Here is a 14221-nt window from a genome sequence, read left to right as displayed (position 1 = left end):
GGTCGTCACAGCAGGTTGAGCAGCATCTGAACGAACACCAGGTTCGTCACCACGTGGATGAACACGGGCACCCACAGGTTGCGGTACCTGGACCAGAGGTAGCCGGTCAGCAGCCCGAACACGCCCTGGAAGGCGATGATCGTGGCGATGCCGAGCAGGGGGTCCTCGGGCTTGATCCGGGTGGTGTGCATGGCCGCAAACAGCAACGACGAGGCCATGATCGCCGGCCACCTGCCGTACAGCACCTCCAGGCGGGTCTGCAGCCACGCCCGGTAGAAGAACTCCTCCAGCACGCTGGCCGTCAGCAGCGTGAGCAGGGAGAGCACGACGAGGGTGACCATGTCGGGCAGCCCGCTGGGCATCGGGGGCGCCAGCGGGCCGAGCTGCGACAGCACGAACCACGCGACCACCGCGGGCAACGGCGCCAGCCACGTCACCGGCTTCGGGATCGACCGCGCCTTCGGCTGTGACCCTCTGATCACCCGGAAGGCGACCAGCGGGATGACGAGCAGAAAGAGGATCTTCGCGCCGTAGTAGAGGAGGTCGCGTGCGAACGGCGCGGCGATGGCCATGAGTACGGCGGCGCCCACCAGGATCCGGCTCTCCTTGACCAGCCGCTCGCGGGGCAGATCCTGAAGGGGCAGCGGCGGCTCGGTCCTGGGCGGGACGAGCATCGCCAGCGCGATCGCGGCCAGCGCGGGCACGAAGGCCGACCACAGGGTGATCGGGGGAGCGCCGGATCCGGAGGACGGAACGATCTCGGTGTGGCCGGTCAGCACCAGCCAGCCGTACGCCAGGACGAACAGCGCGCCGCACGTCACCGTGAAGGTGAGGCGGGACGCCCGGGACTCGATGGTGCGCATGAGGTCATCATGCCGAGGCCGCGAGCCCATGACAGTCCCCCAAACGTAGGAGGACACCCAGCCCTCATCAGTCACAAAAGCCGCGGATCCTAGCAGAGTTCCGCAAGATTAACATCCTTCAACAATCGAGTCATAGTTCCGTATTCTTCTCGTCAAAGAGTGTCTAGAGGGACGAAAGTATCCTGTGTGACGGATGCCTTCAGAGTGGCGATCGAGGAGCTCGCGGAGCAGCACAACAAGCAGCTCGCCGCGATCCTCGAGACGTACGGCCGGCTCCACGAACTGGAGTCGACGGTCAGGTCCAGCGACGGGATGATCTCCATCGTCGTGGGGCCGAACGGCCGGGTACGCTCCATCGACCTCAACCCGAGGGTCTACCAGAAGCTCTCGCCGTCGGAACTCTCGGACGCGATCACCACGCTGATCGCGCAGGCCGCGGGCGAGGTCGCCGAACGCACCAAGGAGCTGATCGGCCCGCTCATCCCCGACGACCTGCCCCTGGAAGAGGTCTTCGGCGCCGACGTCAGCCTCGCCGCCTTCCTCCCGCAGCCCGTGGAGGCGGTCGAATGACCTCGCGCGGCTACACGGTCCAGAGCGGGGCGCTGCGCGCCGAAGCCTTCATCGTGGAACGTGCCATCGACCACGTCACCGAGGTCCGCGACACCCTGCGCGCCGCCTTCGAACGCGACCGGCGCACGCTGGGCAGCGACCAGTACGGCGCCGAGCTGGAGAAACAGCTCCCCGCCATCGAGGACAAGATCTTCGAGCTGTTCAAGGGCTACCTCGACGAGCTCGACACCACGGCAGGCAACCTGCGCGCCAACGCCGCGAACTACGAACGTGCGGAAGGCCCCTGACGCCCGATGAGCTTCGACGGGTTCGCCACCCCGGACTGGGCCAAGCCGTACATCGGCTGGGTCGTCGGGATGGACTGGCCGGAAGGCGACGAGGACGGCTGCTTCCGGCTGGCCGACGCCTGCATCCTCGCCGCCCACGCCCTCGTCGAGGGCACCGGCGCCGACCTGCCCGACAGCCGCAGCAAGATCGGGCAGAACTGGGACGGCGAGGCCCACCTGGCCTTCGCCCGTCACGTCGCCAAGGTCGGCCGCGGCAAGGTGGCCGCGCTCGTCGTCCAGCTCGTCCAGACTGCCATGGCGCTGAACAACGTCGGCGTGCAGATCCAGTACGCCAAGTACATGATCGAGGCCACGGTCTGGCTGCTCATCATCCAGATCGGCTACCTGCTCGCCACCGCCATGATCAGCGGCGGCGCCAGCCTCGCCCTCATCCCCGTCCGCCTGCAACTGGCCCGGCTGACCGTCGCCCAGATCGCCAAACGCACCGCGCTCAACATCGGCGTCTTCGCCGGGATCGTGGCCGGGATGGACGCCGCCGCCCAAGGCGTGCAGATCGTGAACGGCGGGCGGCGCGACGACCTCGACGGGCGGCAACTCGCCATCTCCGCGCTCAGCGGCGGCGCGATGGGCGCGATGATGGGCCTGCTCTCGGGCGTCATGACCCGCATGGCCACCCCCGCACTGCGGGCCGGGCTGTCGCGGGCCGAGATGTCCACGGCGGAGAAGCTGCTGGCGGCCGCGAGCAGCTCGATCTACGGCCAGGCCGCGCAGTACGCGCTCACCGGCGGGCTCACGACGGCCGGAACGCTCCTGGCCGAGGGGAACTTCACCTGGGACGCGCTGGCCAAGGGCATCACCTCCAGCGCGCTGGGCGCCGACGGGCAGCACCTGGCCGGGCCGCACCTTTCCCCCGGGTCCGCTCCGCCGTCCGGCCTCGGGCCGGAGCCCGGCCCCGGTCATGTGCCCGAGGGGCCTTCCGGGGCGCGGGATCCGGAACGTCCCCCGCAGCCGCCGGAACGTTCCCCTCTGGGGCCGGAACGTTCCGGCGAATCGCCGGAACGTCCCGCTCAGCCGCCTGACCGCCGTGAGCCGGGCGACGGTGCCGGCGGGCGGGGGGTCAATCTCGCCGCCCTGCCCGACGCGCCCCAGCGGCCCGGCCCCGTCGTGGACCCGGGGGTGCCCGGGCGCACCTCCCCGGTTGCCGACCCCCCTCCGGCCGGGCCGGCCAGCGTGCCGCGGGCCGTACCGGAGCAGCCGGGAAGGGGCGCCGAGCCGCCACCCGCGACGCGAGCGCTGAGCACCCGTGCCCCGGAACCGGTCAACCGCATCGACCAGCTCCTCAACCACGGCGGCCCCCGCCCCGACACCCCCGGGCCCCGCGCCGACACCCCTGGCCCTCGTCTGGATGCCCCAGGTCCGCGTCCGGATGGCCCCGCGCCGCGTTCCGACGGGCCCGGTCCGCGCCCCGACGGGGACGGTCCGCGCCCAGAAGCGGGGGACCGGAAGCCCGACGCAGGAGACCAGCGGCCCGACGCGCCGGACCAGCGGCCCGACGCGGCGGACCAGCGGCCGGACGCAGGGGAGCAGCGCCCCGAGGCGCCCGGGAGCCGGGTCCAGGACGGTGAGACGCAGGCCGCCGCCCACACGCCGGAGACCGGGCAGAACACCGCCCGCGTCCCGTTCGACTTCGAGCGCTTCTTCAACGACCCCCGCTGGTCCGCCGAGGCCACCCGCTTCGAGCAGCGCCTGGGCGCCTACTACTTCAACGACCCCCACACCGTGGACGCCGCCCGCGCGGCGGTGGGCAAGCTGCGTGACGTTCTCATGACGCTGACCCCGCGCCACGAGGGCGAGTCACCCGCGGCCTTCCGGCAGCGCGTGGAGAGCGCCTTCTTCCAGGACGACGCCCACACCAGCGCCGGCCAGGTGGGCTCCGGCGTCACCGTGGACCAGCTGCTCGCCCACGGCAACCTGCGCGAGCTGATGACGTCCTTCTACAACGCCGCCTACTTCAACCACAGCAACCCGGGCATCTTCGGCAAGCTGATCCTGGACATCATCGACGGCAACCGCTGGGCGGAGGCCGAGGCGGTCCGCCTGTCGGTGCCGGAGCTGCGTCACGCCGAGCGCCAGCTCGACACGCGGGTCAACAGAAGGATCCTGGGCACGTTCGACAACGACCCGTTCCGGTTCGCCAGGGACCCGTTCGGCACCGGCAACGTGGTCATGCTGTCCGAGCGTGCCTTCCGCGACCTGGCCGAGGTCATCCAGAGCCAGGCCAGCCGCCGCGACCGCACCCCGGCCGAGCAGCAGCGGCTGGGCCTGATCACCACCCCGGGCGACTACGACACGCGCGGCGCCCCGCTGGGCAGGTTCGAGCGGCGTTTCGTGGAGTCCGTCACCGACGGCCCGCTGCGCGCCGACACCCCGCTGCCGTGGCGGGAGGGCATCGCCTACCACGACGGCGCCGACAGCCGCTGGGCCAGGAGCGCCGCCCGCTCCGGCTTCCAGGTGATCGACGGCGTCTCGGCCACGACGACCCGGATGCTGACCGCTGCCAAGTTCCTCGACCTGGGCCCGGGCATGAACGAGCGGTTCCTGGGCGCGCTCATGGGCTGGATGTTGCCCGGCCTGGACCACTCGCTCTTCGAGATCCTGCGCGGCGCCCAGATCGCCGACGTGGGCGGCATGCGGCTGCAGCCGAGCGCCAGGACCACGGCGGTGGACCTGTACCGGAACCTGCCGGGCCTGGACCTCGGCACGCTGCGCAGGGAGGTCCTGCCCGAGGGCATGTTCCCGCACGAGGCGCGCTACCTGGACAACGCCCTGGACCCGGCCGGGTTCAGCGAGACCCAGCACCACAAGGTGCGCTCCACGGCCGACCACCTGTGGCCGCAGCTGGAGTCGGGGCGGGTGAGCGATCCCGCGCTGGCCGACTGGCTGCGCCGCAACGACATCGACCCGGACGACCCCGCCCAGGTGCGGGCGCTGAGCGACAACCTCTCCCGCGCCCACGTCATGGCGCTGACCGTCTACACCCGGCACAGCCACTACCTGATCAACAACGTGACCCGCAGCCAGCTGTTCACCGGCGGGCTCTCCGATGGCACGGTCCACACCCTCATGGACAAGCGGGTCAAGAAGCTCGTCGACGACTATCTGGGCAACCTCGCGGCCGGGACCAAGGCGCTGCCGCTCCCGCTGGCGTTGCGGCCCGTGCTGCACGAGGGCGCCGGGCACCTGGACTCGGGCTCGCCGCTGCGGCCCCTGGCACAGAACTGGATCGACGCCGCCCACCGCTTCGACGAGGCGAAGTCCCGGATGGACGAACACCGGGCGGCCGGCCGTACCGACGAGGCGAAGCAGGCGGCGGGAGAGGCCAGGCAGGCCCGCGCCGACCAGAAGGCGGCGTGGAAGGAGATCACCGGCGCGCTCGGCGAGGTCACCCCGCGCCTGCTGGACGAGATGCGCTGGCACGCGGACATGGTGCACGACGCCATGCTGCAACTTCCCGCGCTCGGCGGCGCGGACCGGCCGGTGCAGGCGTTCCGCGGCGACTGGATCACGCCGGTGTACTCGCCGATCTACGGCTCGGCGCTCTTCCCGCACGGCAAGGCGCGCGAGTTCCTGAGCGTGAGCCGGCTGCTGGAGGTGGCCATCAGGTTCATGTCGGAGAACCCGGCCAGCGACCGCAAGGTCCTGGTCGTCTACCAGCTCACCGGCATGCACGCGCGCGACATCTCGATCTTCTCCTCCTTCGCCGAGGACCAGGAGGCGGTCCTGCCGCCGCACTCGCGCACGCGCCTGGTCAACGATCCCGAGCTGATCGCGCGCATCCGCGAGGAGGCCGAGCGCACCGCGGCGGACATGGTCGATCGGGGGGTCATCCCGGCCGCGCCGGAGAACTATAAGATCATCGTGATGGAGGAGGAGTGACGTGACTGCCGACTGGGCCGACCTCGACGACGAGGCGTGGCGGGTGTACGGCGGGCTGCACCGCATGCTGGTCCGCCTGGCCGGCCAGCTGCCCGACGACCTCCTGGCGCACGCGCGCTCCCTGCTGGGCTCGGGCGAGTTCGACGCGCTGCCCGACCTCGTCACCGCCGCGGCGGCCGAGCTGGGCGTCTCCCTGACCGAGGGCGAGATGCGGCTGCTGCGGGACATCGTCACCGCGCTCGGCGACGACCAGCCGCCCACCGGCGCCGACCAGGTGACGGTCGCCGAGGCGACGCCGCCCACGGGCCACGTGTTCACGCCCCGCCCGCCCGGCCTGGACGAGGACGGCGACCTCACCGACGATCTCGTCGTCGACGCCCTGTCCCTCCACGATGGCCTGGTCGTGGTACGGCGGGCCTGGCGCTCCGGCGCCGGCCAGGGGCGGCGGGTGTACCTGGCCGAGGTCGAGCCCGGGGTGCGCGCCTGGGATCTCGCGGCCGAAGGGCAGGCGGAGCTGGCCGCCATGGACGACGACGCCCCGCAGATGGAAGTCTTCTGGACCGGCGACGACCTGCCCCCCTACCACCGGGCGGCGCTGGCCGGTTCCGCCGTGCTCTGGGAACGTTGATCTTCGAGAGGTGTGACGTGAAGAAAGTCCTGTCCGTCCTGGCCGCCGCGACCCTCACCCTGGCGGCCACCACGCAGGCGGCCCAGGCGGCCGACACCTACCGGAACTACGCCGAGCTGGCCGCCCACGAGACCGAGGGCCAGGACTACCGGCGCGACCAGCGGTTCCCGCGCGGCGCCAAGGTGGCGCACATCGCCATCCACGGGGGCGCGATCGAGTCGCCCTCCACCCAGCTGGCCGACCACGCCGCCGGGTCGAAGTACGCCTACTACTCCTTCTCCGGCCTCAAGCCGGAGGGCAACAGCACGCTGCACATCACCGCCACCCGCTTCGACGAGCCCCGGGCCCTGAAGCTGGTCGGCGCGGTGGACCACACCGTCTCCTGGCACGGGGCGTCGGGCGACGACGCGACCACCTACGTCGGCGGCCGGGACGCCAAGCTGATCGCCAAGGTGACCAAGGCGCTGCGCGCGGCCGGGTTCACCGTCGCGGAGGAGGTGCCCGACAAGATCGGCGGCGACAGCCCGAGCAACATCGCCAACCGCAACCGGCGCGGGATGGGCGTCCAGCTGGAGATCAGCAGGGGGCAGCGGGAGCGGTTCTTCGCCGGCGGCAAGCTGGCCCGCGCCTGGGTCGAGGACCCCGCGCACCGCACCCGGGACTTCTACCGCTATGTGGCCGCGGTCAACAAGGCGCTGGCGTGACGAAGGGCCCGTCCCCGCAAGGAGACGGGCCCTCGGAACGGCTCTAGACGCCCAGCGCGGACGGCAGGCTCAGCTCGTGCAGGAACAGCGCCTCCGTCGTGGCGGTACGGCGCAGCTCCTCCAGGTCCACGCGCTCGTTGGGCGCGTGGATGGCGGCGTCCTCGTCCTCGGCGCCGAACAGCAGGATCTCGGCGGCCGGGTACTGCTTGAGCAGCGTGTTCACCAGCGGAATCGAGCCGCCGGCGCCGACGTCGCGCGGCGGCCGGCCGAAGGCGCGGTCCATGGCGCGGTTCAGGGCGGCCCGGGCCTTGCCGCCGGAGTCGGCCTGGAAGCCCGAGCCGACCGTGACGTCGGAGAAGCTCACCTGGGCGCCCCACGGCGTGACCTGGCGCAGGAAGTCCACGATCGCGTCGACCGTGGTCTTCGGGTCGCCGGCCGGAGGGACGCGGACCGTGACGCGGGCCCTGGCCGCCGGCTGGACCGCGTTGATCGCGCCGGAGACCGTGGGCACGTCCAGCCCGGTCACGGTGATCGCGTAGGAGGACCAGAGGCGGTCGGCCAGCGTGCCGGAGCCGACCAGGCCGACGCCGTCGAGGACGCCCGCGGTGTTGCGGAACTCCTCCTCCGACGGGCCCTGGCCGAGGAAGGTGCCCCGCGGCAGGCCGGGCACGCGGATGTCGCCGTTCTCGTCGTGCAGCGCGGTCAGCATGCGCATCAGGGCGGCCAGCGCGTCGGGGGCGGCGCCGCCGAACGAGCCGCTGTGCACGGCCTCCCTGAGGGTGCGGACCTCGACGGTGAACGCGGCCATGCCGCGCAGTGAGGTGGTCACCGCCGGGTCGCCGATCTTCGGGTTGCCGGTGTCGGCCACCACGATGGCGTCGGCGCGCAGCAGGTCGGGGTTGCGCTCGACGAACGCCTCCAGGCGCTCGCCGGCGTACTCCTCCTGGCCCTCGATGATGACCTTGATGCCGACCGGGAACCTGCCCTGGAAGGCGCGCAGGGCCAGGACGTGGCTGATGATGCCGGACTTGTCGTCGGCGGTGCCCCGGCCGAATAGCTGGCCGTCGATGAGCGTGGGCTCGAAGGGCGGGGTGCGCCAGGCCGCGGGGTCTCCCGCGGGCTGCACGTCGTAGTGGGCGTACAGCAGCACGGTGGGCATGCCGGGCGGCGCGGGGGCCTCGCCGTACACCGCGGGGAAGCTGCCCTCGACGGCGATCTGCTGGACGTGCGAGAGCCCGGCGGAGCGCAGCAGTTCCTCGGTCACGGCCGCCGCGGCGTGCACCGGCTCGACGGGGTGCCCGGGAAAGGCCACGGAGGGGATGGCGGCGAGGCGCTTGAGTTCCTCGACGGCCTGCGGCATCGCGGCGGCGATGACGCTTTCGATCTGGTCAGGAGTCACGCGACGGTCCCCCGGGTCGGTCTAACTAACAGGTACAGCTCATTGGATCACAGAAGGTTCCACAAGGTGAAAACCGCTGACCTAATCTACCTGCGGATTTCGTTGCCGTTACATATGCGTTCTGCGGATCTCGGATTTCTTGCATATTGATGCGACGCTTTCACTTGGCAATCCCCCTGGTGGAAGGGCAGACTGTTGGGAGCTCTGACACGAGGGACGATAACCATGACGCAGCCGGAATCCGACGTCCTCAAGGCCGCGCAGGACCACCTGTGGTTGCACTTCACCAGGCACAGCGCCTACCAGCAGAACGAGATCCCCACCATCGTGCGTGGTGAGGGGTCCTACATCTACGACATCCACGGCAAACGCTACCTCGACGGCCTGGCCGGCCTCTTCGTCGTGCAGGCCGGGCACGGGCGCAGCGAGCTGGCCGAGGCCGCCGCCAAGCAGGCACAGGAGCTGGCCTTCTTCCCCCTGTGGTCCTACGCCCACCCCAAGGCCGCCGAACTGGCCGCCCGCCTGGCCGAGCACACGCCGGGCGAGCTGAACCGCGTCTTCTTCACCACCGGTGGCGGCGAGGCGGTCGAGACCGCGTGGAAGCTGGCCAAGCAGTACTACAAGCTGGTCGGCAAGCCGCTCAAGCACAAGGTCATCAGCCGCCAGATCGCCTACCACGGCACCCCGCAGGGCGCTCTGTCGATCACCGGCATCCCGGCCTTCAAGCAGATGTTCGAGCCCCTGGTGCCCGGCTCGGTGCGCGTGCCGAACACGAACCACTACCGGGCCGACGAGATCACCGGCGTCCCGGGCATGAGCCCCGAGGAGTACGGCCGCTGGGCCGCCGACCGGGTCGCCCAGGCGATCGAGATGGAGGGCCCGGACACCGTGGCCGCCGTCTTCGCCGAGCCGGTCCAGAACGCCGGAGGCTGTTTCCCGCCCCCGCCCGGCTACTTCCAGCGCCTGCGCGAGATCTGCGACGAGTACGACGTGCTGCTCGTCTCCGACGAGGTCATCTGCGCCTTCGGCCGTCTCGGCACGATGTTCGGCGGCCAGAAGTTCGACTACGTGCCCGACATCATCACCTGCGCCAAGGGCATGACCAGCGGCTACTCGCCGATCGGCGCCGCGATCGTGCACGAGCGGCTCTTCGAGCCCTTCAAGGGCGGCGACAACATGTTCGCCCACGGCTACACCTTCGGCGGCCACCCCGTCAGCGCCGCCGTCGCCCTGGCCAACCTCGACATCTTCGAACGCGAGGACCTCCTCGGCCACGTCACCCGCAACGAGCCCGTCTTCCGCGGCAAGCTGGAAAGCCTCAAGGACCTGCCCATCGTCGGTGACGTGCGCGGGTCCGGGTACTTCTGGGGCATCGAGCTGGTCAAGGACAAGGCCACGAAGGAGACGTTCAACGCCGACGAGTCCGAGCGGCTCATTCGCGGGTTCCTCTCCCACGCGCTCTTCGACGCCGGCCTCTACTGCCGCGCCGACGACCGCGGTGATCCCGTCATCCAGCTCTCCCCGCCGCTGATCGCGGGTGAGAAGGAGTTCGACGAGATCGAGTCGATCCTGCGCTCCGTCCTCACCGAGGCGTGGAAACGCCTCTGACACCCTCCATCCGGCACAAAGGCGTGCCGGAGCTCCCCGAAAGGATCCGTCCATGAAGATCGGCGTCCCAGCCGAGGTCAAGAACCACGAGTACCGCGTCGCCGCCACTCCCGCGGGAGTCCACGAGCTCACCCGGGGCGGCCACGAGGTTTTCGTCCAGCGTGGCGCCGGGCTCGGCTCGTCCATCACCGACGAGGAGTACCTGGGCGCGGGCGCCAAGATCCTCGACACCGCCGACGCCGTGTGGGGCGAGGCGGACATGGTGCTCAAGGTCAAGGAGCCCATCGCCGAGGAGTACCACCGCATGCGTGAGGGCCAGGTGCTCTTCACCTACCTGCACCTGGCCGCGGGCAAGGAGTGCGCGCAGGCCCTGCTGGACAACAAGGTCACCGGCATCGCCTACGAGACCGTCCAGGTGGGCAACGCCCTGCCGCTGCTCGCCCCGATGTCCGAGGTCGCGGGCCGCCTGGCTCCGCAGGTCGGCGCCTACAACCTCATGCGCTTCAACGGCGGGCGCGGCGTGCTCCCCGGCGGTGTGCCCGGCGTCGCCCCGGCGAAGGTCGTGGTCATCGGCGGCGGCGTCTCCGGCCTGAACGCCGCCCAGATCGCCGTCGGCATGGGCGCGGACGTCACCGTCCTCGACACCAACATCGACCGCCTGCGCTTCATCGACGCCATCTACCAGGGCCGCCTCAAGACCCTGGTGTCCACCTCCTACGCCATCGAGCGCGAGGTCCTGCAGGCCGACCTGGTCATCGGCGCCGTCCTCATCCCGGGCGCCAAGGCCCCGACGCTGGTCTCCAACGAACTGGTCTCCCGCATGAAGCCGGGCTCCGTGCTCGTGGACATCGCCATCGACCAGGGCGGCTGCTTCGAGGACTCCCGCCCGACCACCCACGCCGAGCCGACCTACACGGTCCACAACTCGGTGTTCTACTGCGTGGCGAACATGCCCGGCTCGGTGGCCAACACCTCCACCTACGCCCTGACCAACGCCACCCTCCCGTACGCGGTCAAGCTGGCCAACCTGGGCTGGAAGGAGGCGCTGCAGTCCGACCCCGCGCTCGCGCTCGGCCTGAACACCCACGCCGGCCGCCTGACCAACGAGCCGGTCGGCGCCGCCCTCGGCATCCCCTCCGTCTCCGTCGCCGAGGTCCTCGCCGCGTAACAGCCTTTTTTACGGCGGAGCCGACCTGCCCCCACCCCCCGCACGGGGCTGGGGGCATTCCAGGGGAACGGCCGGCAGGCCGCGCGTGGCCTGCCGCCGTTACGTGCGCCTCGTTGCCCTGGCTCCGTGGTCAGTCCCTGGCCAGGAGGTTCCGGCAGGCTGCGTCCAGGGCCGCTTCGGGGTCGGGTTCGGCGCCATCCGCTCGCCAGGCGATGAAGCCGTCCGGCCTGACCAGCACCGCGTCGGCTCCGGCCGGTATCTGATGCGCGGTGAGCGGGGGGCCCAGGCGTCTCGCGGCCTCGGCCCAGGCCGTGCCCTCGGGGCCGGTCAGCAGGGTGAGGCCGCGGGCCCACAGGTCCACCGTGGAGACGCCGGGCGCCACCCACACGTGCGGGGCCCGGCTGCCGGGGGTGCCGCTGGGGTGCCGGGGATCCTCGTACGGCCGGCCTTCGCCGTACCGATAGCCGAACTTCACGACCGCTACGTCGAGCAGTTCGATCGCGTGGGCCTCGGCGGGCAGGTCGGCGCCGAACCAGTCGCGGCCCGTGGCCAGCGCCTGCTCCATGGTCAGCTGGGCGACCGGCCGCCGCTCGGTGTCGTAGGTGGCGAGAAGGCCGGGCCCGGCCCAGCCGCGCAGGACGTAGGCGAGCTTCCAGGCGAGGTTGGCGGCGTCCTGGATGCCGGTGTTCGCGCCGTAGGCCCCGGCGGGCGGCATCACGTGGGCGGCGTCCCCGGCGAGGAAGACGCGGCCGACGGAGAAGGCGTCGGCCACGGCGGCGGTGTTGGCCCAGGGCAAGACGTCCAGTGGCTCGACGTCCAGGCCGGGGAGGCCCGTGGCGGCTCTGGCCAGCTCCACGCATCGGTCAGGGGTGAACTGCGCGACGCCTTCGCCGGGGTCGTAGGTCACGTTCAGCGCCAGTTTGTCGCCGACGACGCGGGCCATGCCGGTGAAGCCGGGGTTGTCCACCTGGGCGATGGCGAAGCTCCGGTCGCCGAGTTCCTGCCGGATGTCGGCTCTGACCATGATGCCCGCCACGTGCTCCAGCACGCCGACGCCGCTCCTTCCGATGCCCAGCGCGGCGCGGATGCCGCTGCCCGCGCCGTCGGCGGCGATCAGGTACGCGGCCTCGGTGGTGGTGCGCACGCCGGTTTCCCGGTCGAGCAGGGTCACGGTGACGCCGCCGGAGTGGTGCTCGAAGCTTGCCATTTCGGTGCCGAAGCGCAGGTCGGCGCCCAGGGCTTCGGCGTGCTTGCGCAGCACGGGCTCGAGCACGTCCTGGGACAGGATCGCGTCCGCGCACGGGCTGAGGTCATCCTGCGGGGAGCCGGTGTTCGGCAGGGCCAGCCAGTGGTGGTTGGGGCCGGTCAGGGTCTCGGCCCAGAGCAGTCCGGTGCCGGTCAGCTGCCAGGCCCCGGCCGCGCGCACGGCCTCCTCCACGCCCGCCGCGCGGAACAGCTCCATCGTCCTGGCGTTGTAGCCGGGGGTGCGGGGGTGAATGGAGGTGCCGGCGTGCCGCTCGACCAGTAGCACGTCCACGCCGTGCGTCCGCAGGAACAGGGCGGCGGACAAGCCCACCAGGCTGCCGCCGACGATCACTACCTCGGGCATGGGGTCACTCCTCGAAAGTCGCGAGCAACCGGTGGAGCTCGTCGCCGAGGCGGTCCTCGGCGCCGTCGGGGAGGGGCGGGCGGGTCACCACGCCGAGCACGACGTAGATGATCAGCGTTGCCGTGGTCGCGGGGTCCAGGTCGGCGCGGACGCGTCCGTCGTCCTGGGCACCGCGCAGCCAGCCCGTGACGGTGGCGTGCCAGTCGGTGTGCCAGGCGCCGATCATCTCGCGCAGCGCGGGGTCCTCGCGGGAGGCCCAGATCATCTCGTTGAGCAGGCGGAAGTGCCCGGGTTCTGCGTCGGCGTGACGTATGAGCCCGGTGAGCATCGTCCGCAGCGCGGCCAGCCCGTCGTCCCAGTCGGTGTCCAGCCCCAGCGGGGCCAGCATCTGCTGCCGGATCGTGTGCTCCAGCACGGCCCGGACCAGGTCGTCCTTGGTCGGGAAGTAGTAGTGCAGGGTGGCGATGGTGATCCCGGCCTCGGCGGCGATGTCGCGCGTGCGGGCCCCTTCGAGGCCGGAGCGGACCATGGCGCGGTAGCCCGCGGCGACCAGCCTCTCGCGGCGCTCCTCCGCTCGCGGACCCGGTTTGGCGCGCTTGACCGACATCCGGCCCACCTTTCTATCAATTGATAGAAAGGTAGGCGGCCGCTCGGCGGGATGTCAATCACTTGATAGAAAGACGTCAGACCGGGTTGTCCGGGGTCTGGTCCACGATGTCGTCCGGGGTGAGTTGCTCGCGGGCCGTGGTCACCGCCCAGCGGTGGCCGAAGGGGTCGCGGACCACCCCGTACTTCTCGCCCCAGAACATCTCCTGGACCGGCATCTCCGAGGCGCCGCCGGCGGCCAGCGCCTGCCGTTCGACCTCGGAGGGGTCGTCCACCTCCAGGAGGATGAGCACCGGACTGCCGCCCAGCGTCGGCGGGGCCAGGGCGCCCAGCTCCGGCGTCTCCTCGCTCACCAGCAGCCGGCCGTCGCCCAGTTGGAGCTCGACGAACAGGATCACGCCGTTGGGCAGCGTGTTGCGGAAGACCTCGACGGCGCCGAACGCCTCCCGGTAGAACGCGATCGCGCGCTCGGCGTCGATGACGAACAGGTGCGGGCTCAGCCCCTGTGGTCTCAGCGTTGTCATGTGACCAACCCAGCCTCTCGTGCGGCCGTGACCATCCTGGCCATGAGTGCGGCCTCGGCACGGGCCGCCGCCTCGCCCGCCTGGGTCAGCCGGTAGTAGCGCCGCCTGGCGTCGTGGGGGGCTTCGGGGTGGCCTTCGTCCGTCTCCTCCACCAGGCCGTCGGCCAGTAGCCGGCTGATGGTCCGGTAGAGCGTGCCCGGACCCAGTTTGACCGCTCCACCGCTGACGTGCTCGACGAATCGCATGATCGCGTAGCCGTGGGCGGGCTCGCTGGCCAGTGCCAGGAGCACATGGAACCCGGCAGTGGTGAGCATGTTTG

Annotated in this window: 13 protein-coding genes; 7 read left to right on the top strand and 6 right to left on the bottom strand. The window is 71.2% G+C overall.

What is annotated here, in order from left to right:
- Positions 1-5: 5 nt before the first annotated feature.
- Complete coding sequence (locus FVE25_RS29405; RefSeq protein WP_157250341.1) at positions 6-863, bottom strand: CPBP family intramembrane glutamic endopeptidase; 858 nt, start codon at positions 861-863, stop codon at positions 6-8.
- A gap of 186 nt (positions 864-1049) precedes the next feature.
- On the opposite strand from FVE25_RS29405, the gene FVE25_RS29400 reads away from it, so the two are divergent.
- From FVE25_RS29400 to FVE25_RS29380, 5 genes are read left to right on the top strand one after another with little or no spacing between them, the layout of a single operon-like run.
- Positions 1050-1433 (top strand): YbaB/EbfC family nucleoid-associated protein, encoded by a 384-nt coding sequence (locus FVE25_RS29400; protein WP_157250340.1) that lies wholly within the window; start codon positions 1050-1052, stop codon positions 1431-1433.
- A complete protein-coding gene (locus FVE25_RS29395) occupies positions 1430-1720 on the top strand; it encodes a hypothetical protein (RefSeq protein ID WP_157250339.1) in 291 nt (96 codons plus the stop codon). The genes FVE25_RS29400 and FVE25_RS29395 overlap by 4 nt, the downstream gene beginning before the upstream one ends.
- A gap of 6 nt (positions 1721-1726) precedes the next feature.
- Complete coding sequence (locus FVE25_RS29390) at positions 1727-5656, top strand: WXG100-like domain-containing protein (RefSeq protein ID WP_157250338.1); 3930 nt, start codon at positions 1727-1729, stop codon at positions 5654-5656.
- Between the two features lies 1 nt (position 5657).
- Positions 5658-6284, top strand: coding sequence for a hypothetical protein (locus tag FVE25_RS29385; protein WP_157250337.1), 627 nt, complete (start codon positions 5658-5660; stop codon positions 6282-6284).
- Between the two features lie 17 nt (positions 6285-6301).
- Positions 6302-6988, top strand: a complete 687-nt coding sequence (locus FVE25_RS29380; RefSeq protein WP_157250336.1) for a poly-gamma-glutamate hydrolase family protein — start codon at positions 6302-6304, stop codon at positions 6986-6988.
- Between the two features lie 43 nt (positions 6989-7031).
- Here the strand turns inward: FVE25_RS29380 and FVE25_RS29375 are convergent, their stop codons facing one another.
- Positions 7032-8387, bottom strand: coding sequence for a dipeptidase (locus tag FVE25_RS29375; protein WP_157250335.1), 1356 nt, complete (start codon positions 8385-8387; stop codon positions 7032-7034).
- A gap of 225 nt (positions 8388-8612) precedes the next feature.
- On the opposite strand from FVE25_RS29375, the gene FVE25_RS29370 reads away from it, so the two are divergent.
- Together FVE25_RS29370 and ald are read left to right on the top strand one after the other, a co-directional pair.
- Positions 8613-9995 carry an aspartate aminotransferase family protein gene (locus FVE25_RS29370; RefSeq protein WP_157250334.1) on the top strand — a complete coding sequence of 461 codons (1383 nt, stop codon included), beginning with the start codon at positions 8613-8615 and terminating at the stop codon, positions 9993-9995.
- Between the two features lie 52 nt (positions 9996-10047).
- Positions 10048-11163, top strand: a complete 1116-nt coding sequence (gene ald / locus FVE25_RS29365; protein WP_157250333.1) for an alanine dehydrogenase — start codon at positions 10048-10050, stop codon at positions 11161-11163.
- 130 nt (positions 11164-11293) lie between these two features.
- Here the strand turns inward: ald and FVE25_RS29360 are convergent, their stop codons facing one another.
- The 4 genes from FVE25_RS29360 to FVE25_RS29345 form a co-directional block, all read right to left on the bottom strand.
- Positions 11294-12772 carry an FAD-dependent monooxygenase gene (locus FVE25_RS29360; RefSeq protein ID WP_157250332.1) on the bottom strand — a complete coding sequence of 493 codons (1479 nt, stop codon included), beginning with the start codon at positions 12770-12772 and terminating at the stop codon, positions 11294-11296.
- Positions 12773-12776: 4 nt separating this feature from the next.
- A complete protein-coding gene (locus tag FVE25_RS29355; RefSeq protein WP_157250331.1) occupies positions 12777-13379 on the bottom strand; it encodes a TetR/AcrR family transcriptional regulator in 603 nt (200 codons plus the stop codon).
- Between the two features lie 76 nt (positions 13380-13455).
- Positions 13456-13902, bottom strand: coding sequence for a VOC family protein (locus tag FVE25_RS29350; RefSeq protein ID WP_157250330.1), 447 nt, complete (start codon positions 13900-13902; stop codon positions 13456-13458).
- Complete coding sequence (locus FVE25_RS29345; RefSeq protein ID WP_219825699.1) at positions 13899-14216, bottom strand: PadR family transcriptional regulator; 318 nt, start codon at positions 14214-14216, stop codon at positions 13899-13901. The genes FVE25_RS29350 and FVE25_RS29345 overlap by 4 nt, the downstream gene beginning before the upstream one ends.
- Positions 14217-14221: the final 5 nt, after the last annotated feature.

The sequence above is a fragment of the Nonomuraea typhae genome (assembly GCF_009760925.1).
Taxonomy (GTDB): domain Bacteria; phylum Actinomycetota; class Actinomycetes; order Streptosporangiales; family Streptosporangiaceae; genus Nonomuraea; species Nonomuraea typhae.
This window is presented reverse-complemented; position numbering and strand designations above follow the sequence as displayed.